The sequence below is a fragment of the Lichenibacterium minor genome (assembly GCF_004137685.1).
Taxonomy (GTDB): domain Bacteria; phylum Pseudomonadota; class Alphaproteobacteria; order Rhizobiales; family Beijerinckiaceae; genus Lichenihabitans; species Lichenihabitans minor.
Map to the genome: position 1 here is coordinate 1 of NZ_QYBB01000038.1, position 20,288 is coordinate 20,288.

The following is a 20,288-nucleotide window of genomic DNA, read 5'->3' on the forward strand; positions in this document are numbered from 1 at the left end:
GTTCGGCCGTCGAGACGCGAGCGTAGAGGATGGTGGTCACGTCGGCTTCCGTTTGTCCGCTGGGATGGTGTCCGCATTAAGTGCTGTCCGTTGGGCAAAGTCAACCCATACGGACGCGCTTTTCAGGTCCATCCCGACTGTCCTCAAAGGTATACGCTAACGGACACCGTCGCACGTCGACTTGCGTTCACCGGCTAAAGGAGGTGCTTCCTGCAGCGTCAAGCACTTCCAGTCCCTAACTTTGGGAGGTAGTATCCGAGCCGGAGGAGAACGGACATGGAGTTGCGTAGTGAGACACAGCTGAATCCGGTTGGCGATGAGGTCCTCGCGCTGACGGCGATTGTACGCCCCATCTTGTCCGGCGTTCTAAATGCGCTGAAGGCTGACGTGGTCAAAGAAGCTGGTGGCCGGGACAATGTGAAGCTCAAGATGCTCCCACGCCTCTATCGACCCGGGGATGGGGATGTCGGCATCTGCTTTGAGTACGCTCTCCATGACGCTATCGCCTCGGGCGACGCCAGAGTAGTCGATAGGCTTGCAGAAGCCCTCAAGCTTTGTCGCATCAAAGCGTCCGACCCAAAGTCCATCCTGTTTGGTATCGAAAAGACAGGGGCGGTACAACTAATAGATAGTGCGAAAGACGTCTTAACGGAAGAGTCGCGAACATTAACAGGCGCTGTAGGTCAACCTCCCAAACTGAAACGCCGTCTTACAACCTTAGCTGCTGCATTTAGGAGGCCGACAACACGACTAGCGTTGCCAACCTCCATACGTGGCCTTTGGAAGGCAGACCTTTTTGTAGGGTCTCTCGATACGCAGCAGTGGGTTGGTACAACCGTGAAGACCAACCCCGCGCAACTCGAAGGGGCAGCAGGATTGCGGATTGGTGTCGTCCCTGCTCGGCAAGGGAAGAGTGATGCGGTGCAAATAGACGAAGGTCGTGGTCTTGTCATTTGCCCCATCCACCATGACGGCGACTTCATGCAACTCTTCTATGAAGGCTGGCGAGTCGTGCAGGCGTTTCTTTACGCCGACGCAAAACTTCCGAAGGAAGTGGACCTACCACGGCCTGTGGACCGTGAGGTTTGCCGAATGTTGCAGGAACGGCGCGAGTATCCTACCTCGGATGTCATTGACTCACTAAGAATATTCTCGCAACCCGAGCTTGTTGCGACAACCTCGGAGACGGTCGAAATACAAACACTTCGAGGTAGCGGCGACACAGGCACGATTGTTGCGCCACGCTCCCGCTTACTGTGAGCCGTTCTTTGACTGTGGCACCCGTGAGTGTCCCCGCCTTTCACGAGCTTCTTTGGCCCACACTGGCAGCGCTCAAAGCGATGGGTGGGTCTGCATCGAATGAGGAGCTTCTCGCCAAGGTCATCGAACTGGAGCGCATCAGCGACCCGGTGGCTTCTTTCATCCATACGGATAATCGGCAGACGAAGCTCGGCTACAATCTGGCATGGGCGAAGACGTATTTGAAGCGTGTCGGCGCAATCGGGAACAGTGGTCGTGGCGTCTGGGCCATCACCGACGCGGGAGAGCGCTTCACCCAAGCCGAAGCCGCAAAGGTCCCGCAACTCGTCCGCCGGCAGGACTACGACCGCAGGCGAGAGCAGAGCGGTGACGAGGAGCCGACAACCGAGGAAGCGGTGGCGGCGAATCAGTCCCCGCCAGAGGAGACGTGGAAGGACCGGCTCCTTACGGCTCTGCGAGTCATGCAGCCTGACGCCTTCGAGCGGCTCGCCCAACGCATCCTACGCGAGGCTGGGTTCGTGAAGGTCGAGGTGACAGGTCGAAGCGGCGACGGCGGTATCGATGGCATCGGCGTGCTTCGGGTAAACCTCGTCTCGTTCCAGGTCCTTTTCCAGTGCAAGCGGTATCAGGGCTCAGTCGGCTCGGGAGCCGTACGCGATTTCCGAGGTGCGATGGTTGGCCGGAGCGACAAGGGACTCATCATCACAACGGGGACGTTCTCGGGCGAGGCCAAGAAGGAGGCGACACGAGATGGTGCGCCCCCCATCGAGCTCATCGAGGGCGACAGCTTGTGCGACCTCCTGAAGAGCTTGAAGCTAGGCGTCGCGACTGAGATGGTGGAACGCATCATCGTCGATGCCGAGTGGTTTTCGCGAGTGTGAGCCTCTTCGGCCCGCTCGGCTTGGTTATACAGGCGAACGGGTGCTGCCATCGTTCAATGGTCACGCCCAGGCGTTCACGCGCCTAGCAACGTCGACCGACCGAACGAGGAGCCACGGCCCAGGCGGCCCTCGTCCCGATATCGGGCAGTAGCGTGCGTGTGGGACCATGCCGGCGCTGAGGTGCTTCGCGCGCCGCTACCTGGGGCCTCGCGAACTCACGAGCGGTCAATGAGCCGACTTCCTCCCACGCCTGCCGCCGGACCTCCAAAACCGTCCTCGGCTCGGCTTCGTCTCTGAAGACCCCAGGGTGACCTAGCCGGGACGCATCCGGCATAACTGCGCCGTGGTGGTCGGGGACGGCCTGGGCCCGCCGAAGGAGATGGCAGAGAACGGATTGAGGTGCTGGTGAGTCCGGCGGGCCTTTGGGCCGTGGTGGACGTGGGAAGGCGTGAGATAGCGAGCGGTTATCGGGCGGTCCTGAACGGGTGGTTCCAGAGGCGGTCCGGCTACGCCCTGGAAGGCGACCCGCACCTCGAACGGTATGGGACAGCGCCTGGGGGCGAGGACGTGGTCTCCGTCTCCATGCGCGTGCGGCCTGTCGAGAAGGACGGGACGTGGAATATGGCCGTGGTGGTGCCGAGTTCACGAGGGTGAGCGGTCGGGTTCTCGGGTCATGACGCCGGCAATGAACGGGGAAGCGCGTCGCCTGCGTTCACCGCCCGATAGCCCTGGAAACTCCTGGGGAGGCCGCAGGCGGCTTTACGAAGTCGCGAGGGCCAAGTGCACGTTCACCTTTTGCCAGCCCAGAGAAGCCGGGTAGAGGCATTGGCAAGGGACGTCCATCATGCGGCCCACGTCACCTCAGGCGACTGGCTCCGCCGCTCCACCCCTGAAATCTGTTCCCAGGTACTACAGAACACATAGGGTCCACCCACCAACCAACCACTATGACCACCACCATAGACCCTTCAAGGGGTGAACCCCCTACGACATCACAGGGGTTCACCTCCTTCACAGCATCATGGCTACTCGACAACCGGGACCAAGCCACACCTGGAAACGTAGTTTGCTTGAAGAAGCTCCTTCGCAACCTGGGCATCTCCAGTTCTAACGAGAAGACTATCGTGCACGCTGAGGCTGGGCGCCGAGTGCTTCCTCATCAAATCCATCATGGTTGCCAGCATGGCCTCGCTTTCAATGAACATCAGGTCGGCCCAGCCCATCCCGAGCTTCTTTTTTCCCCAGTCCCCGAGGATGGAAAACCTTTCGACCATAGCTTCGCGAACGAGCTTGATAGGGTAGTCTGCTTCCAAGTCGCCGCCACCCTTCGTCTCATACTCCTTTACCGTCTCGTCCGGCCACACACGGTGGTGTCTTTTGGCGCCCAGGGTGGCGACCACCCAGTTCTTCACGGCCCATCGACGGAGGTCCTTGCCGTCCTTCCCACGTTGAGCCGATAGACCCTTGACTTCGTAGGGGTCGTGCGAGGCTGCATCGAAGGGCCGGTTCTGTGTTCCATGCAGAATCGTGAGGTAGGAAGCCTTCACGTCCATCTCGACCACCTCGTCTCCGTCAATCTTCATGGACTGTCGGTCTTCCTTCGACATGCTCTGATATGACGGGTCGCCGTTGGCATAGAGACGCGCACCCTTGTCAAGTTTGAAATCAGGCTTGTCGGCCAAGTTATAGATGCGCCGATAGCCCCTGAACTGCCCGCCTTCGAGGTTGAAATTGGCGAGGAAGTTGTTCAACTCGCGCAAGTCCTCGTCCATGGCGTCGATGGCAGGGCGGAGATGGGCCAGGGGTGACTTGGGTGTCACGATGATGGGCTTGCCCCGCACCTCCCGCTTGCCGACCTTCGTCTTCTCCGCGTGCAGGACGACGGGGGACAGCGGCAGGTCCTGGGCGAAGTGAACGCCAACCTCGGCCGCCCTGACCCCATGTTCCCCTGCGAGCCCCAGGAGCTTGTCTGTCCCCCGGAAGTGGGATGCCGCACGCTTGCCCTCGGCACTCCCGTCCCCATCGGTCACGACCTCATCGTCGGTGTCGTCGGTATGGTAGCCCTGTAGGCCGAAGATGCCGCCTTCCTTCATCTCCACAAGCTTCAGGGCGCGAAACCCCTCTCGGACGAACTCGAAGTCCGTACGGGACACGCCGGCATGGGCAGGATAGCTGTCGGCTCGGAGAGACCGATAGACCCAACGGCCCGTCTCGGGCTGTCCTGCGGACCTCAAGAGGTCGGCCAGGAAGGCGGCGACGACCTTCTTGAACTTGGCCGCTTGTTCGTCGCGACGCTGGTATTTGCGCTTGCCCACTTCCTTCTCGTGGGCGTGAACCAGCGCCAGGACGGTGTCCACCAGGGCGCGGCCTTCATCGCTGATGGGGGCGTCGGCCAGCCGCGCATAGATCGGCTTGACGATGGGCGGCAGTTCGACGGGTGAGCGGTCCACCTCAGATTGTGGCTTGACTGTGTCCTGTGAGGGGAGCTTTGAGGTCAAATCAGGGCAGGAAGCCGGTTGCGTCAAGGCGAGATTGTCCTGTCGGTATCGAGAGTTAGGATGGAGTCGACACGCCCAGGGCACCTCGGAAACCGAACGGGTGCTTGGGGCCTCGGGGCTGTCGTGGAACGGCAATCGGGGTGGCCGTCCGATGACCACCTGCGAGCGGTAAGAGCCGCCAGCGGGCTCCGCAGGGGTTCAGGAAGCCGCGTCTGGTGGTGCCACTATCTTGGCCATGTAGGGGGCCAACGTCTCGGGCTTGTATCCTTCCCCGTACTTTGCCCCCGTGGTCTTCTCGCCCCAACCGCCGATGGCGTCTTGCATGTCCCCAGGAACATGGGCGACCCGGAGCCGGTCCCGCATGGCGTGGCGGAAACAGTGGCAGGTTTTGTCCGGCGAGACCCCAGGCAGCGTGCGGAGCCATTTGTTAAAGGCGCCGCTGGCGTGGGTGGCCTTGATTTCCACGTCAGATGCGTAGCGAGGCCAGAGCCATCCTTTGCCATCCTTGACCTTTCCAGAGGCTTCTAGGGCGCGCTGGGCAGCCCACAGGGCTTCACCGACAAGCGGGACGCGGCGAACGCTGTTGGCGTTTTTGAGAGTCCGGACGGTCCCGTGCTCTCGAATGTGGATGAAGGGCGCAGGCGCAGCCATCACCACGTCCTCGAAACGTAAGCCGACAATCTCTGCCACCCTGGCACCCGTATCGCTGAGAAGGGCGATGATGGACCGGATGTCGTCACCTCTCTCCCGACAAGCCTTGGCGATGATGCAAAGCTCATCTGACGTGTATGGCACGCGCTTGAGCGTATCTCTGTCCTCGGAGGCAATCTTCACACTGCCGAACGGGTTGCGGATGTCCAGGAAGTGCTCATCAATGGCGGTCTTGAAGACCGACAGCAGCGGGCTAAGCTGACGCCGAACGGTGTTCGGGTTCTTCCCTTCCGCTAGGAGGTGGTCCCGGAGGTCAAGGGCATCCTGGCGCGCGTAGGCCTCTAAAGGGAGGTCGCCCCGGAACGCGATGAGAGCAGCAACAGCCCGGGTCGTGTCGGCCTTCAGCTTCGGTGTCGAGCCCTTGGTGTTGTGCTTCAGATAGAGGTCGCGGGCGTCACTGAGGAGCACCCGGGGCTTGCGTGGGTTCTCCTTGAACAGCCGCTCGGCTTCACGGTCCACGGGGTCCATGACAGCGGCCCGGTCGCCCTCGACGCCCTTGTAAGGACCAGCACCATGCTTCACGTCGAGATGATGCGCGAAGGCGTCCCAGAGGTCAGGGTTGCGAGTGCCCTCATGAGCCATCGCGTCGAAGTAGGCCCCACCCGGCACCATTCCGAGCTTCCGCAGCAAGGCCTCACCGGCGGCCTGCACCTCCTCTGTGGTCAGCCCAAGCGCGCTGGCCTCTGGGGACCGGAGGGACCGCCAGAGGGCGTCATCGGTGGCAACCAACCGGGCCAGCTTCTTCCCAGCCGTGAGGAGGTCGCGGGTCTGGAGGCTGACCATGCGGACCGTCTTGCCCGGGAAATGGGCCGCTACGTCCGTCGGAACCCTCCGCCGGTAGAAGAGGAGGCCGTCCCTCGGTCGGATGAACAGGTGCTGCATGGTCACGGTCATAGCGCCGTGCCGCAGGATGACAAAAGCCATCGTGTGTGACCTCGTGTGTAACCACGGGGACACCGAAAGAACCTGCAAATCAGAGGTAAGTGACTGAGAATGCTTGACTTTCGCTCTCAGTCCTTGGTGCCCCTGGCCGGGATCGAACCAGCACTCCTTGCGGAACTCGATTTTGAGTCGAGCGCGTCTACCGATTCCGCCACAGGGGCGTCGCGGGCCGGAGCCCGGGACGGTGGCGGCACGCTACAACGCCGCGTCCCCGCCGGTCAATCCGCGCGGGGCGGCGTCGTCCGCGCCTCACCCCATCAGGCTGTCGAACAGGCCCTTGCCGTCCTCGCCACCCGCCAGCGCCTCGACGGCATTTTCGGGGTGGGGCATCATGCCGAGCACGTTGAGGCGCTCGGACAGGATGCCGGCGATGTGGTTGCGCGAGCCGTTGGGGCTGGTGCCGTGGGCCGGGTCGCCTTCCGGGCCGCAGTAGCGGAAGGCCACGCGGCCGGCGCCCTCGAGCCGGGCGATCGTGTCCTCGTCGGCGGCGTAGTTGCCTTCGCCGTGCGCCACCGGCACCGCGATGACCTGACCCGGGGCATAGGCGCGGGTGAAGGGCGTGTCGGCGCGCTCGACGGACAGGTGCTGGATGCGGCACACGAAGTGGAGGTCGGCGTTGCGCATCAGCACGCCCGGCAGCAGCCCCGCCTCGCAGGCGACCTGGAAGCCGTTGCAGATGGCGAGGACGCGGCCGCCGCGGGCCGCGTGGGCCCGCACGGCGTCCATCACGGGCGAGCGCGCCGCGATGGCGCCGCAGCGCAGGTAGTCGCCGTAGGAGAAGCCGCCGGGCAGCACGGCGAGGTCGGTGCCGTCGGGCAGGCTCGTCTCGGTGTGCCACACGCTCGCCGGCTCGGCGCCGGACGCGAGCCGCAGCGCGCGGGCGACGTCGCGGTCGCGGTTGACGCCGGGGAAGACGACGATCGCCGCCTTCACGCCGCCGCCCCGCCGTTCCCGTCGATCACGATCGCGTAATCCTCGATCACCGTGTTGGCCAGCAGCGCTTCGCACACCTTGGCGAGCTCCGCTTCGGCGGCGGCGCGGTCCGTGCCCTCGATCGTCACGTCGAAGATCTTGCCCTGGCGCACGCTTGTCACCCCGGCATGGCCGAGCGAATGCAGCGCCCCCTCGATGGCCTTGCCCTGGGGGTCGAGGACGCCGGACTTCAGCGTGACGGAAACGCGGGCCTGCATGGGGGGAGTCTCACGGCGACGGTCGATCCGCCCGGATTAGACGGGAGGGCCCGCGGAGGCAACCGCGAGCGGCCCCGGCCCTTCCGCGCCGGGCCCGAACCTGCCAAGACGGTCCCCTGAATGGAAGGCCGAGGACCCGGGATGCACCCAGACCTGATCGTGTTCGACTGCGACGGCGTGCTGGTCGACAGCGAGGTGCTGTCGATCGGCGGCGTGGTGTCGGTGCTGAACGAGGCCGGCGTGCCCGCCACCTACCCCATGATCGCGCGCTACTTCGGCATGAAGCAGGCCGACATCATGCTGAAAGTGTCGGAAGAAACCGGCCACGACATCCCGCTGGAGCTGTCGGCGCGCATCTGGCCCGCCATCCGCGACCGGTTCGAGGCCGAGCTGAAGCCCATGCCGGGCCTGGCCGACTTCCTGCGCCGCCACCCGGACGTGCCGCGCTGCGTCGCGTCCTCGTCGGGGCCGGACCGGATCCGCAACTCGCTGCGGCTGACGGGGCTCGCGCCCTTCTTCGGCGAACACATCTTTTCGTCGAGCCAGGTGGCGCGCGGCAAGCCCGAGCCCGACCTGTTCCTGTTCGCCGCCGCCACCATGGGGGTGGAGCCGTCGCGCTGCGTCGTGGTGGAGGATTCGCGCTTCGGCGTCATGGGCGCGGTGGCGGCCGGCATGAGGGCCATCGGCTTCACGGGCGGCAGCCACATCGAGCCCCACCACGCCCAGGCCCTGGCGGAAGCCGGCGCCCTCTACGTCGAGCGCGACTGGGACGCCGTGGAAGCGCGGATGTTCGGCGGCTGACCGCAGGGCCCCCGCCGCCGGACGCGCGGCGGGTTTCAGCGCGGGGCGACGCGGCCGGGCACGAGGGCGCGCGCCACGAGCGCCATCGCCACCAGCAGCACCGCCGAGATCGCCGCACCGGCCCGGAGGCCGCCGACGAGGTCCGGCCCCGCCAGCGTGCCGAAGACCGCGACGCCGACCGCGCCCCCGGCCTGCCGCGCCGCGTTGGTCACCGCGGCGGCGACGCCCGAGCGGGACCGGTCGACGCTGGCCAGCATGGCGCCGATCATGGCCGGGACGCCGGTGCCCATGCCGGCCGGGATCAGCACGAAGGCGGGCAGCGCCTGCCAGTAGGGGCTGTCGGCGCCGAGCGTCAGCAGCAGCGCGAAGCCCAGCGCATCGACCAGGAACCCGCCCACCATGCAGGCCCGCACCCCGAAGCGCGCCACCAGGCGGGGGTTGACGAGGTTCACGGCGACGAAGGTCGCCATCATGGGCAGGTAGGCGAACCCCGTCGCGGTGCCGCCGTAGCCGCGCACGCGCTGGAAATACAGGCTCAGCACGAACACCATGCCGTAGAAGGTGACGTTGGCCACCGTGCCGTAGGCCACCGCGGTGGAGAACGTCCCCGACCGGAACAGCGACAGCGGCAGCACGGGCGCGGCGACCCGCCCTTCCACCCACACGAAGAGCGGCCCCGCCACCGCGGCCAGCGCCAGCAGCCCCACCACGGCCGGGTGCCCGAAGCCGAGCGGATGCGCCTCGATGACGGCGCCGACGAGCCCGCCGAGGGCCAGCACGGCGAGCAGCTGCCCCCACGGGTCGAACCCCTGGCCTTCCTCCTCGCGCGGCGTTTCGGGCGCCCGCAGGGCGAACAGCGCGGCGAACAGGCAGACCGGCAGGTTGACGAGGAAGATGAGCCGCCACGAGCCCCCGGCGAGCAGCAGGCCGCCCAGCACCGGGCCGGCCGCGAGGCCGATGCTGCCCGACGCGGTCCACAGCCCGACGGCCTTCAGCCGCAGCGTCGAATCGTGCTGCGTCGCGTGGTTGATGAGCGACAGCGAGCAGGGCAGCATCACGGCGGCGCCGACGCCCTGCAGGGCGCGGGCCGCCACCAGCGCCACCACGCCGGGGGCGATGCCGCACAGCGCCGACGCCAGCGCGAAGAGCCCCACGCCGGCGAGATACATGCGGCGCGCGCCGAAACGGTCGCCGAGATAGCCGCCGACCAGCAGCATCACGGAGAACACCAGCGCGTAGCCGTCGACGATCCATTGCAGGCCCGAGATGCCGGCGCCGAGGTCGGAGCCGAGGCGCGGCAGCGCGACGTTGACGATCGTGACGTCGAGCTGGACCAGGGCGAAGCCCAGGTTGGCGGCGGCCTGGGTCCAACCCGTGCCCCCGCGGCGCTGCGTGGCGATCGCCCTCATCCTGCCCATCCCCCGTTCACCGCTGCATAGAGGACGGGCTGCGGGGGGGCCAGGGATGGCTGCCATGCCGTCCGCGGGCGGGGTGCCGCGGCGGGCCGCGCGCCCCGGGCGTTGACGGCGCGGAGCTTGCACCCACAATCACCTGACGATCAGGCGCGCGGCACGCGCGGCGGCCGAAGGGGCCGCGGCCGGCCGCCGGGGAGAGACCAGCGTGACAGACCTCTGCGACATCGGCGTCATCGGCCTCGCCGTGATGGGTGCCAACCTCGCCCGCAACGCCGCCCGCAAGGGCTTCGGCGTGGCGCTCTACAACCGCCATGGGGGCCGCACCGACGCCCTGATGTCCGAGTTCGGCCACGAGGGCCGCTTCACCCCGTCGAAGGACATCGCGGGCTTCGTGGCGTCGCTGGCCAGGCCGCGCGCCATGATCATCATGGTCAAGGCCGGCAAGCCCGTCGACGACGTCATCGCCGAACTGCTGCCCCACCTCGACGAGGGCGACATCGTCATCGACGGCGGCAACTCGCTCTTCTCCGACAGCGACCGCCGCTACGCCGCCCTGAAGGACAAGGGCCTGCGCTTCATCGGCATGGGCGTGTCCGGCGGCGAGGAAGGCGCGCTGCTCGGCCCCTCCATGATGCCGGGCGGCGAGAAAGAAGCCTACGACCGCATCGCCCCGATGGTCACCAAGATGGCGGCGCAGGTCGATGGCGAGCCCTGCGCCGCCTATATCGGCCTCGGCGGCTCGGGCCACTACGTCAAGATGGTGCACAACGGCATCGAATACGCCGACATGCAGCTCATCACCGAAGCCTACGACCTGTTCAAGACGGTCTACGGCCTCGACGCCGCCGCCATCGCGGACATCTTCGAGGGCTGGAAGTCGAGCGACCTCGACAGCTACCTCATCGACATCACCACCGACGTGCTGAAGAAGCGCGACGCCAAGACCGGCGGCGCGCTGGTGGACAGCATCGTCGACGAGGCCGAGCAGAAGGGCACCGGCCGCTGGACCGCCGCCAACGCGCTCGACCTCGGCGTGCCGCTGACCGGCATCACCGAAGCCGTCTTCGCCCGCGCCCTGTCGGGCCGACGCAAGCTGCGGGGCGAGGCCGAAACGCTGCTGCCGTTCCGGGCGCCGGCCGGCTCGAAGGCCACTCAGGCGGACATCGACGCCGTGCGCGACGCCCTCTACGCGTCCAAGATCATCGCCTACGCGCAGGGCTTCGAGCAGATGACGGCGGCCTCGAAGGACTACGGCTGGGAGCTGAAGCTCGGCGACGTCGCCACGATCTGGCGCGGCGGCTGCATCATCCGGGCGCGCTTCCTCAACCGCATCCGCGACGCCTACAAGGCGAGCGACCACATCCCCAACCTGGTGCTGGAGGATTATTTCCGCGACGCGGTGCTGAAGGCCGAGCCGGCGTGGCGCAAGGTCGTGATGCTGGCGGTGGAGCACGGGGTGGCGATCCCGGCCTTCTCGTCGTCGCTCAGCTACTACGACGGCCTGCGCCGCGCGCGCGGCCCCGCCAACCTGCTGCAGGGCCTGCGCGACTATTTCGGCGCCCACACCTACCGCCGCCTCGACGAGGACGGCCATTTCCACACGCGCTGGAGCCAGGACGGCACCGAGGTCCGCACCGACCAGCCGAGCGAGGGCGGCACGCCGCGGAGCTGACGCGGCGCCCCATGACCCGGGCGGCCGCCGAGGCCGCCCGCTCGCCGCCGCGGTGCCTCATCGCGGTGGCGGAGCCGCGACGGCGGGAACCGCCGCCGGGCGCGCGCGGCGCGGGCTTCCGGTGAAGATCACCACGTTGCCCGCCAGCGTCAGGGCCAGCCCTGCGATCCCCGTCCAGTGCCACCGGTAGCCCTCGAAGGCCGTGGACAGCGCCAGGGCGACGACCGGGAACAGCACCGTCGCGTAGGCGGCCTTGGAGGAGCCGATACGGGCCACGAGCGACAGGTAGGCGGTGAAGCCGAGCACGGAGCCCACCGCCGCCAGATACAGCAGGGCGCCGAGGTAGCGCGCGTCGGGCGGGGCGACGAGCGGGGTGCCGGTGAGCCCGATCAGCGCGAGCAGGGCCGCCGACCCGTAGGCCATGCCCCAGGCGTTGGCGGTGGCGGGGGAGATCCCGGCGGCGCTGTTGCGCCGCGACGCCATGTTGCCGAGGGAGAAGAACAGCGTGCCCAGCACAGCCAGGCCCATCCCCTCCACCGTGCCGCCCGCGAGGCCCACCGCCAGGTCGGGGCCGAACAGCATCGCCAGGCCCGCCACGCCCAGCGCCGCCGCCCCGACCGTGCGGCCCGTGATGGGCGAGCCGAAGAAGGCCCGCGCCGCGACGGCGTTGAACACCGTCGACAGCGAGAAGATGACGGACACGAGCCCGGACGGGACCAGCCCCGCGGCGGCGTAGAAGCAGATGAAGTTGCAGCAGAACAGGCACAGCGCCTGCGCCACCACGAAGGGCTGGTCGCGCCGGGGCGGGACTTTCAGCCTGCCCGCAGCCAGCAGCACCGCGAACAGGATCAACGCCGCGACGGCGAAGCGGTAGAACACCGACACCAGGATCGGCACGGGGCCGACCTCCATCGCGATGGCGATCCAGGTGGTCCCCCAGATCAGGACGGTGGCGGCGAAGAGGACGGCGTTCATGAGTTCGGCCCGGCGCTGGTAGAACCCCCATTAGGCGCCCCGCGGCCGGCCGGCTTGCAGGATCATGCGGCGGATCGGCGGCGGAGGCTGTGCGGGCCCGGGCGGCGGCGCTACACCCGGCTCCAGCCCTTCCCTCGGAGCACCCGCCATGGCGCCCGGCCGCCCCTCGATCTTCCGGTTCCTGTCGGCCTCGCCCCGGGCCCGCACGGTCGCGACGATCGACCTCGGCTTCGGCCGATCGGCCGCGGTCTGGCGCAACGACCTCGACCGGGTCGCCTACGAGGGGGCGGAGGGCCACACGTTCAGCCTGTACCTCGAGGGCGGCGCCGGGACGCGGCGCGTCGACGGCCGGCCGGCGGGCGGCCGGCCCGGGGCGTTCTGCGTCATGCCGCACGGCGCGAGCTCGGAATGGGAGATCACGGCGCCCTTCGCCTTCGTGCACCTCTACCTGCCGGCCGGGGAGCTCCGCCGCGCCTTCGCGGAAAGCCAGGACCGGGACGCGCGCCTGCTGGACGTGCCGGAGATGACCTTCGCCGAGGCACCGCGCGTCGCCGAACCGCTGCGGGCCCTGGCCGGGGCGGTGCTGGCCGGCGACCCGCTCGCCGCCGAAGCCGCGATGGCCGGCGCGGTGTCGCGCTTCCTGGCCGAACCGCGCCACGGCGGCCGGCGGCGGGACGCCCTCACGGGCGGGCTCGCGCCGCATCTCGGCCGCCGCGTCGTCGACCACGTCGAGGCGCACCTCGGCGCGCCCCTGCGCCTGCGCGACCTGGCCGCGATCGCCGGGCTCAGCGACGCGCATTTCCAGCGCGACTTCGCGGCGAGCCGGGGCGTGTCGCCCCAGGTCTTCGTCGCCCATCGCCGGATCGCGCGGGCCAAGGCCATGCTGCGCGGGCGGGATCCGGTCGCCGGCATCGCGCTCGCCTGCGGCTTCAGCAGCCAGAGCCACCTGACGCGCGCCTTCAAGGCGGCGACGGGCGTGACGCCGGGCGCCTACCGGGCGATGGCGTGACCGGCGCCTCCGGCGCGGGCCGGGCGATCCGTGCTCGGCCGCGCTCCCCTGGCGGCCGGGCCTTCGAGCGCCGGGATCACCCTTCCGCCACGGGCCAGCTCCAGAACGCCCGCCCTTCCGCCTGCAGCGCGCGGTTGAGCACCATGCGATGGACCTCGTCGGCGCCGTCGACGAGCCGCGCCTGGCGGGCGTAGCGGTAGATCCATTCCAGCACCGTGTCCTTGGAATAGCCCTTGGCGCCCGTGATCTGGATGCCGGTGTCGGCGGCGCGGTGCAGCACGTTGGCGCATTGCACCTTGGCCATCGACACCTCCTTGCGGGCGAAGCCGCCGCGGTCGAGCTCCCAGGCGGCCTTCATCACGAGCAGCCGCCCGATCTCCACCTCCATGGCGAGCCCGCCCAGCATCAGCTGCACGCTTTCGCGGTCCGCCAGCCGCACCCCGAAGCCGTGGCGCTCCGCCGCGTAGGCTTCGGCGATCTCGACGCAGCGCTTGGCGAGGCCGAGCCAACGCATGCAATGGGTGAGGCGCGCCGGCCCGAGCCGGATCTGCGTGACCTTGAGGCCGTCGCCCTCGTTCAGCAGCACGTCCTCGGGGGCGACGACGAGCCCGTCGAACGCGAGCTCGCAGTGGCCGCCGTGCTCCTCCGGGCCCATGATGGGAATGCGGCGCAGGATGCTCCAGCCGGGCTGGTCGCGGTGGAACTGGAAGGCCGTCAGCCCCTTGCGCGGGTCGTCCGAGGTCTTGGCCATCAGGGTGAAGTGGGAGGCTTCCGCGGCGCCCGTGATGTACCACTTGCGCCCGGTGATGGAATAGGAGCCGTCCGGCCGCTTCTCGGCGCGGGTCTGGATCATCGACGGGTCGGAGCCGCCCCCGGGGTGGGGCTCCGTCATGGCGAAGGCCGAGCGGACCTCGCCGCGCACGATGGGCGCGAGCCACCGCTCCTTCTGGTCGGGCGTGCCGATCTTTTCCAGCATCATCATGTTGCCGTCGTCGGGCGCCGCCGAGTTGAACACGGCGGGGCCGAAGATCGAGCGGTTCATGCTCTCGTAGCACACCGCCATGCCGACCCGCCCGACGCCGAGGCCGCCGTTCTCGGGGCGGAGCTGCAGGCACCACAGCCCCTCGGCGCGGGCTTCGGCGCGCAGGGTTTCGAGCAGCGGCAGGGCGATGTTCTCGTGGGCGTCGAAGCTCGCCGGATCCGCTTCGAGCGGCAGCAGGCGGCGCTCCACGAAGGCGCCGATGCGCTGGCGCAGGGCGTCGAGGCCGGGCGGGATGGTGAAGTCCATGGCAGAACCCTCAAAGCGACGAGACGAGGTGGCCGCCGTCGACCGCGATCTCGGCGCCCGTCATGTAGCGCGACGCGTCCGAGCACAGCAGCAGCAGCGGGCCGTCGAGGTCCGCGGGCCGGCCGAGCCGGCGCTGCGGCACGCGCTTCAGCATGGCTTGGCCGGCCGCGCCGGCGAAGAAGCCGCGGTTGATGTCGGTCTCGATGTAGCCGGGGCAGAGCGCGTTGACGCGCACGCCGTGCCGCGCCCATTCGAGCGCCAGCGCGCGGGTGAGCTGCACCAGCCCCGCCTTCGAGGCCGCGTAGGGGGCGACCTGGGCCGCCACCCGAAGCCCCAGGATCGACGCGACGTTGACGATCGCGCCGCCGCCCCCGTCCTTCATCAGGCGCGCGGCCGCCTGGGCGCACAGGAACGCGCCCTTGAGGTTGGTGTCGACGACCCGGTCCCAATCGTCCTCGGCGAGGTCGAGCGCCGGCGCCGTGGTGGCGATGCCGGCGTTGTTGACCAGGACGTCGAGCCGCCCGAAGCGCGCCGCCACCGCCGCGACGGCGGCCCGGACCGAGGCGCCGTCGGCGACGTCGAGCGCGAAGGGTTCCGCTTCGCCCCCCGCGGCCCGGACCGCGTCGCACACGGCGGCGCAGCCCTCGACGCGCCGGGCCGCGACGGCGACGCGGGCGCCGGCGCGCGCCAGCACCGCCGCGAAATGGGCCCCGAGGCCGCCCGAAGCGCCCGTCACCAGGGCGACAAGCCCGTCCAGCCCCGCCGCGAGATCCTCGCCCGGCATGGTCCCTCCCCCGTGTTGTCGTGCGGCCGAGCTTGGCGCGAAACCCGTTGCGGGGAAAGGGCGATTAGCGGCACAAGAGGGGCGATTGGCGAAGAGCCGCGGGAGGCACGATGCGGGGTGTGATCGAGGACCTCGACCGGCGGCGCGCGGAAGCGGCGGCGGGGGGCGGCGCCAGGCGCGTCGCGGCGCAGCACGCCAAGGGCAAGCTCACCGCCCGCGAGCGGATCGAGCTGCTGCTCGACCCCGGCTCCTTCGAAGAATACGACACGTTCGTCGAGCATCGCTCGGTGGACTTCGGCATGGAGAAGTCGAAGATCCCCGGCGACGGCGTCGTCACCGGCTGGGGCACGGTCAACGGCCGCGCCGTGGTGGTCTTCTCCAAGGATTTCACGGTGTTCGGCGGCTCGCTCAGCGAAACCCACGCCGCCAAGATCATCAAGGTGCAGGATCTCGCCATGAAGATCCGCGCGCCCATCATCGGCCTCTTCGATGCCGGCGGCGCCCGCATCCAGGAAGGGGTGGCGGCGCTCGGCGGCTACGGCGAAGTGTTCCGCCGCAACGCCGAAGCGTCCGGCGTGATCCCGCAGATCTCGGTCATCATGGGGCCCTGCGCCGGCGGCGACGTGTATTCGCCGGCCATGACGGACTTCATCGTCATGGTGCGGGACACGAGCTACATGTTCGTGACCGGCCCGGACGTGGTGAAGACCGTCACCAACGAGACCGTGACGGCCGAGGACCTCGGCGGCGCCCGCGTCCACACCACAAAGTCCTCCATCGCCGACATGGCCTTCGACGACGACGTGGAAGCGCTGCTGCAGGTGCGCCGCCTCGTCGATTTCCTGCCCGCCAACAACAAGGCCGGGCCGCCCGAATGGCCGTCCTTCGACGACGTCGAGCGGGGCGACGCGTCGCTCGACACGCTGGTGCCCGAGAACCCCAACACGCCCTACGACATCAAGGAACTGGTGTTGAAGGTGGTCGACGAGGGCGACGTGTTCGAGATCGGGGCCGCCTTCGCCCGCAACATCGTCACCGCCTTCGCGCGGGTCGGCGGGCGCACGGTCGGCGTGGTGGCGAACCAGCCGCTGGTGCTGGCGGGGGTGCTCGACTCCGACGCGTCGCGCAAGGCCGCGCGCTTCGTGCGCTTCTGCGACGCCTTCGAGATCCCCATCCTCACCTTCGTGGACGTGCCCGGCTTCCTGCCCGGCACCGCGCAGGAATATGGCGGGCTGATCAAGCACGGCGCGAAGCTGCTCTTCGCCTACTCGCAATCCACCGTCCCGATGGTGACGGTGATCACCCGCAAGGCCTTCGGCGGCGCCTACGACGTGATGGCGTCCAAGCACGTCGGCGCCGACGTCAACTACGCCTGGCCCACCGCGCAGATCGCCGTGATGGGCGCCAAGGGCGCGGTGGAGATCATCTTCCGGCAGGACATCGGCGACCCGGACAAGATCGCCGAGCGCACCCGCGACTACGAGAGCCGCTTCCTGTCGCCCTTCGTGGCGGCCGAGCGCGGCTACATCGACGAGGTCATCCGGCCCCGCTCGACGCGGCGGCGGGTCGCCCGCGCCTTCGCCATGCTGCGGGCCAAGAAGGCCGAAAAGCCGTGGCGCAAGCACGACAACATCCCGCTGTGATCGGGAACCGCGCGGATGCGTGGTGGAGGTGCGCGGGCCCCGCGCGACGCCCGGCCCCGCCGCGGACGAAGGCGGTTCACAGGGGACCCCCGCGCCCCTATGCTCGCGACGAATCCGGGGTCCTGGCCGCCGTTCGAGGTGTTCGATGATCGTCGCGACGACAAACGACATCGCGGGCCACCGCATCGTGCGCCACCTCGGCCTGTGTCGCGGCATCACGGTCAGGTCGCGCAGTGCGCTCGGCAACATCGGCGCCGGCTTTCAGGCCCTGTTCGGCGGCAACCTCAGCATCTACACCAACCTCGCCGAAGCCGCGCGGCAGGAAGCCTATGACCTGATGGTGGCGCACGCGCGCGATGCCGGCGCAAACGCGATCGTCGCCATGAGATACGACGCCAACGAGATCACCGACGGCATCACGGAAGTCCTGGCCTACGGCACGGCCGTGGTCGTCGACCCGCTATGACGGCCGGATCGAGGCTGGACGGCGCCGTGCCGACCGGCTCCGGGTCGAGTCACGACATCGCGCTCGCAGCTTTGACGCGCCGTGTCGCCGAGCTCGAACATCGGCTCGACGTGATGAAGATCATCGTCGGCTTGGTGCTGGCCGCGAAAATCGTCCTCGTCGTCCTCGTCGTCTACGTGCTTTTCGGGATCGGCTCCCCTGTCCGAAGCGGGGGCCCGATCCTGCATACAAGCGCGACCACCCAGGGCACGGGGTGAGGCGGGCGCTGCCGGGGGGCCGCGGCCCGCCGCGTCGCGCGACGATCCCGCCATGCCGACGCGCGGTGGGACGCGATCGCCCGGCCCGCCCGTCGCGCCGATCTCCCGCCTAACCCGCCGCCGGCCCGAACGTGTCGGCCGTCCAGCGCGACGCCACCGCCCGGGCGGCGTCGATCCTGTGCGCCGCATCGGCCGGCTCGCGCCCCGCATTCCAGCGCGGGCGGTGCCCGAGTTCGAGGTGGAGGTCGAACACGTCGGCGATGACGAAGGGATATTCGTCGCCGGCCGGGCTCGTGACCGTCACCTCGATCCCCACGCCCTTCACGGACCAATCCGTCATCGATGCTTTCCCCGGGTGAGACCGCGATGGCACATGGGGCGCCCCGAGCGGGGCGAATCTCGGGCACCAGTTTGACCGCCGCGTCACAGGTCTTGACGATCCGTTGACGCCGCGCCGCCCTGCCCCCTCGACAGCCGGAAACGCCGCTGCCACACTCCCGCCACCGGCCCGCAGAGGTCGACCGGGGAGGCCCCCATGCGGGACGAGCTGAGGGACAGGCTGAGATCGACCTTCGCCGCCGGGCGCGCCCCGGGCGAAACGGGGTCGGCGCCGGGGGCGGCCCCGTCGCCCGGCGACGCCTTCCTGCGCGATTTCCGCGTCAAGGCCGAGCGGGTCGTCGTGCCGGCCATGACGGAGGTCGGCCGCGTCCTGGAAGGCCACGGCCGGTTCTTCTCGATCGAGCGCATCGCCGAGCGGACCACCCCCCGCGGCGTGCTGGTCCCAACCTCGGTGCAGATGAACGTGTTCCGCCGGCACAGGACGGCGAACTTCAAGAACGGCGCGCCGCATTTCAACGTCGTGTGCGACCGCGCCGGGCGCCGCGTGCTGTTCCAGCGCACGACGCTGGCCGCCGGCGCCGGGGCGGAGGACGTCGGCGCCTGCGGGCTCGACGCCCTCACGCGCGACCTCGTGCAGGAGCGGATCGCCGCCATGCTGGACATCCTGGCGCGCTTGTAGAGCCCCCATGCCTGGTATCGCGGCGGAAGGGGTCGACGGGGCGGCGCCGCTCGGCTAGCGCTGGCGGCCGAATCCAGCCGGCCCAGCGCCGGCCGTCCCGACCGTCGCGAGACCCGCCATGACCCCCCGCTATTCCCTGTCGAAGGACAAGGTCCGCGTCCTCCTGCTGGAAGGCATCAGCCAGTCCGCGGTCGACCTCTTCACCCAGGCCGGCTACACCAACGTGACGCGGCTCAAGACCGCGCTCGACGGCGACAAGCTCGTCGAAGCGCTGGCGGGCACGCACATCCTCGGCATCCGCTCGCGCACCCAGATGACGCGGCAGATGGTGGCCGCGGCCGACCGGCTGATGGCGGTGGGCTGCTTCAGCGTCGGCACCAACCAGATCGACCTCGACGCCGCGCGCGAGATCGGCGTGCCGGTGTTCAACGCGCCCTTCTCCAACACCCGCTCGGTGGCGGAACTGGTGATCGGCGAGATCGTCATGCTGCTGCGCCGCGTGCTGCCCCGCTCGAACGCCGCCCACGAGGGCGGCTGGGACAAGTCGGCGACCTTCAGCCACGAGGTGCGCGGCAAGGTGCTGGGCATCGTGGGATACGGCAACATCGGCACCCAGCTGTCCAACCTCGCCGAGGCCATGGGCATGCGGGTGGTGTATTTCGACACCTCCGACAAGCTGCGCCACGGCAACACCGACCCCGTCGACAGCCTGGGGGCGCTGCTGGCGCAGAGCGACGTCGTCAGCCTGCACGTGCCCGAGAACCCGTCGACGCACAACATGATCGGCGAAGCCGAGATTCGCGCCATGAAGCCCGGCGCCTACCTCATCAACAACAGCCGCGGCACCGTGGTGGACCTCGACGCGCTCGCCCGCGCCCTCAAGGACGGGCACCTGCAGGGCGCCGCCGTCGACGTGTTCCCGAAGGAGCCGGGTTCCAACTCCGAGCGCTTCGCGTCGCCGCTGCAGGGCCTCGACAACGTCATCCTCACCCCGCACGTCGGCGGCTCGACGCTGGAAGCGCAGGAGCGCATCGGCGCCGAGGTGGCGCGCAAGCTGGTCGAATATTCGGACGGGGGCTCGACCGTGGGTGCCGTCAACTTCCCGCAGGTGCAGCTGCCGCCGCACCCCAACGGCACGCGCTTCATCCACGTGCACGAGAACCTGCCGGGCATGCTGCGCCGGATCAACGAGGTGTTCTCGTCGCAGGACATCAACATCACGGGCCAGTTCCTGCAGACGGACGGCGACGTCGGCTACGTGGTGGTCGAAGCCGTCGACCTCGGCGACCGTTCGGAAGCGCTGCTGGAACAGCTCCGGGCGATCAAGGGCACCCTGCGGGCGCGGCTGGTCTATTGAGCCGGGACCGGGCGACCGGGCTTCAGCGCCGGACCGCGCTGAGGTGACCGGCCGCGGCGCCGTGCAGGAGCCTCGGACGCTTCGGCCCCCGCCTTCGCGACTCAAAACCGCCCGCGGGCAC

Annotated in this window: 19 protein-coding genes and 1 tRNA gene; 10 read left to right on the forward strand and 10 right to left on the reverse strand. The window is 68.9% G+C overall.

The annotated features are described in order from the left end of the window. Nucleotides 1–276 precede the first annotated feature (276 nt). Together D3273_RS21775 and D3273_RS21780 are read left to right on the forward strand one after the other, a co-directional pair. Complete coding sequence (locus D3273_RS21775; protein WP_129229004.1) at nucleotides 277–1,260, forward strand: hypothetical protein; 984 nt, start codon at nucleotides 277–279, stop codon at nucleotides 1,258–1,260. 23 nt (nucleotides 1,261–1,283) lie between these two features. After that, nucleotides 1,284–2,141 (forward strand): restriction endonuclease, encoded by an 858-nt coding sequence (locus D3273_RS21780; RefSeq protein ID WP_129229005.1) that lies wholly within the window; start codon nucleotides 1,284–1,286, stop codon nucleotides 2,139–2,141. 1,025 nt (nucleotides 2,142–3,166) lie between these two features. Here the strand turns inward: D3273_RS21780 and D3273_RS21785 are convergent. The 5 genes from D3273_RS21785 to purS form a co-directional block, all read right to left on the reverse strand. After that, nucleotides 3,167–4,666 (reverse strand): hypothetical protein, encoded by a 1,500-nt coding sequence (locus D3273_RS21785; RefSeq protein WP_129229006.1) that lies wholly within the window; start codon nucleotides 4,664–4,666, stop codon nucleotides 3,167–3,169. A gap of 171 nt (nucleotides 4,667–4,837) precedes the next feature. After that, a complete protein-coding gene (locus tag D3273_RS21790; protein ID WP_129229007.1) occupies nucleotides 4,838–6,274 on the reverse strand; it encodes a DUF6538 domain-containing protein in 1,437 nt (478 codons plus the stop codon). 94 nt (nucleotides 6,275–6,368) lie between these two features. After that, nucleotides 6,369–6,453 (reverse strand) — tRNA-Leu (locus tag D3273_RS21795). An 88-nt stretch (nucleotides 6,454–6,541) separates the two neighbouring features. Next, complete coding sequence (gene purQ / locus D3273_RS21800) at nucleotides 6,542–7,225, reverse strand: phosphoribosylformylglycinamidine synthase subunit PurQ (protein WP_129229008.1); 684 nt, start codon at nucleotides 7,223–7,225, stop codon at nucleotides 6,542–6,544. Further along, nucleotides 7,222–7,482 (reverse strand): phosphoribosylformylglycinamidine synthase subunit PurS, encoded by a 261-nt coding sequence (gene purS, locus D3273_RS21805; RefSeq protein WP_129229009.1) that lies wholly within the window; start codon nucleotides 7,480–7,482, stop codon nucleotides 7,222–7,224. The genes purQ and purS overlap by 4 nt, the downstream gene beginning before the upstream one ends. Before the next feature lie 141 nt (nucleotides 7,483–7,623). Here purS and D3273_RS21810 point away from each other — a divergent pair, with 141 nt between their 5' ends. Then, nucleotides 7,624–8,283, forward strand: a complete 660-nt coding sequence (locus D3273_RS21810) for an HAD family hydrolase (RefSeq protein ID WP_129229010.1) — start codon at nucleotides 7,624–7,626, stop codon at nucleotides 8,281–8,283. Nucleotides 8,284–8,318: 35 nt separating this feature from the next. Here the strand turns inward: D3273_RS21810 and D3273_RS21815 are convergent, their stop codons facing one another. Next, nucleotides 8,319–9,692, reverse strand: a complete 1,374-nt coding sequence (locus tag D3273_RS21815; RefSeq protein ID WP_129229011.1) for an MFS transporter — start codon at nucleotides 9,690–9,692, stop codon at nucleotides 8,319–8,321. A 211-nt stretch (nucleotides 9,693–9,903) separates the two neighbouring features. Here D3273_RS21815 and gndA point away from each other — a divergent pair, with 211 nt between their 5' ends. Continuing rightward, nucleotides 9,904–11,370, forward strand: a complete 1,467-nt coding sequence (gene gndA / locus D3273_RS21820; RefSeq protein WP_245501327.1) for an NADP-dependent phosphogluconate dehydrogenase — start codon at nucleotides 9,904–9,906, stop codon at nucleotides 11,368–11,370. Between the two features lie 57 nt (nucleotides 11,371–11,427). Here the strand turns inward: gndA and D3273_RS21825 are convergent, their stop codons facing one another. Beyond that, nucleotides 11,428–12,345: a DMT family transporter gene (locus tag D3273_RS21825; protein WP_129229012.1), complete on the reverse strand. Its 918-nt coding sequence runs from the start codon at nucleotides 12,343–12,345 to the stop codon at nucleotides 11,428–11,430. A gap of 148 nt (nucleotides 12,346–12,493) precedes the next feature. Between D3273_RS21825 and D3273_RS21830 the strand changes: the two genes are divergently transcribed. Then, nucleotides 12,494–13,354, forward strand: coding sequence for a helix-turn-helix transcriptional regulator (locus D3273_RS21830; RefSeq protein ID WP_129229013.1), 861 nt, complete (start codon nucleotides 12,494–12,496; stop codon nucleotides 13,352–13,354). A 76-nt stretch (nucleotides 13,355–13,430) separates the two neighbouring features. Here D3273_RS21830 and D3273_RS21835 read toward each other — a convergent pair whose 3' ends face one another. Together D3273_RS21835 and D3273_RS21840 are read right to left on the reverse strand one after the other, a co-directional pair. Beyond that, a complete protein-coding gene (locus D3273_RS21835; protein WP_129229014.1) occupies nucleotides 13,431–14,642 on the reverse strand; it encodes an acyl-CoA dehydrogenase family protein in 1,212 nt (403 codons plus the stop codon). A 10-nt stretch (nucleotides 14,643–14,652) separates the two neighbouring features. Continuing rightward, complete coding sequence (locus D3273_RS21840) at nucleotides 14,653–15,426, reverse strand: SDR family NAD(P)-dependent oxidoreductase (RefSeq protein WP_129229015.1); 774 nt, start codon at nucleotides 15,424–15,426, stop codon at nucleotides 14,653–14,655. Nucleotides 15,427–15,536: 110 nt separating this feature from the next. Between D3273_RS21840 and D3273_RS21845 the strand changes: the two genes are divergently transcribed. The 3 genes from D3273_RS21845 to D3273_RS21855 all read left to right on the forward strand — a co-directional run bounded on the left by D3273_RS21845 (nucleotide 15,537) and on the right by D3273_RS21855 (nucleotide 17,792). After that, a complete protein-coding gene (locus D3273_RS21845; RefSeq protein ID WP_129229016.1) occupies nucleotides 15,537–17,069 on the forward strand; it encodes an acyl-CoA carboxylase subunit beta in 1,533 nt (510 codons plus the stop codon). Nucleotides 17,070–17,214: 145 nt separating this feature from the next. Further along, nucleotides 17,215–17,535, forward strand: a complete 321-nt coding sequence (locus D3273_RS21850; protein WP_129229017.1) for a YbjQ family protein — start codon at nucleotides 17,215–17,217, stop codon at nucleotides 17,533–17,535. Nucleotides 17,536–17,561: 26 nt separating this feature from the next. After that, nucleotides 17,562–17,792 carry a hypothetical protein gene (locus D3273_RS21855; RefSeq protein WP_129229018.1) on the forward strand — a complete coding sequence of 77 codons (231 nt, stop codon included), beginning with the start codon at nucleotides 17,562–17,564 and terminating at the stop codon, nucleotides 17,790–17,792. A gap of 109 nt (nucleotides 17,793–17,901) precedes the next feature. On the opposite strand, the gene D3273_RS21860 is transcribed toward D3273_RS21855, so the two are convergent. After that, nucleotides 17,902–18,132, reverse strand: a complete 231-nt coding sequence (locus D3273_RS21860; RefSeq protein ID WP_129229019.1) for a hypothetical protein — start codon at nucleotides 18,130–18,132, stop codon at nucleotides 17,902–17,904. Between the two features lie 195 nt (nucleotides 18,133–18,327). Between D3273_RS21860 and D3273_RS21865 the strand changes: the two genes are divergently transcribed. Together D3273_RS21865 and serA are read left to right on the forward strand one after the other, a co-directional pair. Next, the gene (locus D3273_RS21865) at nucleotides 18,328–18,810 is read left to right on the forward strand and encodes a hypothetical protein (protein ID WP_129229020.1); all 483 of its coding nucleotides are present in this window, start codon (nucleotides 18,328–18,330) and stop codon (nucleotides 18,808–18,810) included. A 118-nt stretch (nucleotides 18,811–18,928) separates the two neighbouring features. Then, the gene (serA, locus tag D3273_RS21870) at nucleotides 18,929–20,167 is read left to right on the forward strand and encodes a phosphoglycerate dehydrogenase (protein ID WP_129229021.1); all 1,239 of its coding nucleotides are present in this window, start codon (nucleotides 18,929–18,931) and stop codon (nucleotides 20,165–20,167) included. Nucleotides 20,168–20,288 lie beyond the last annotated feature (121 nt).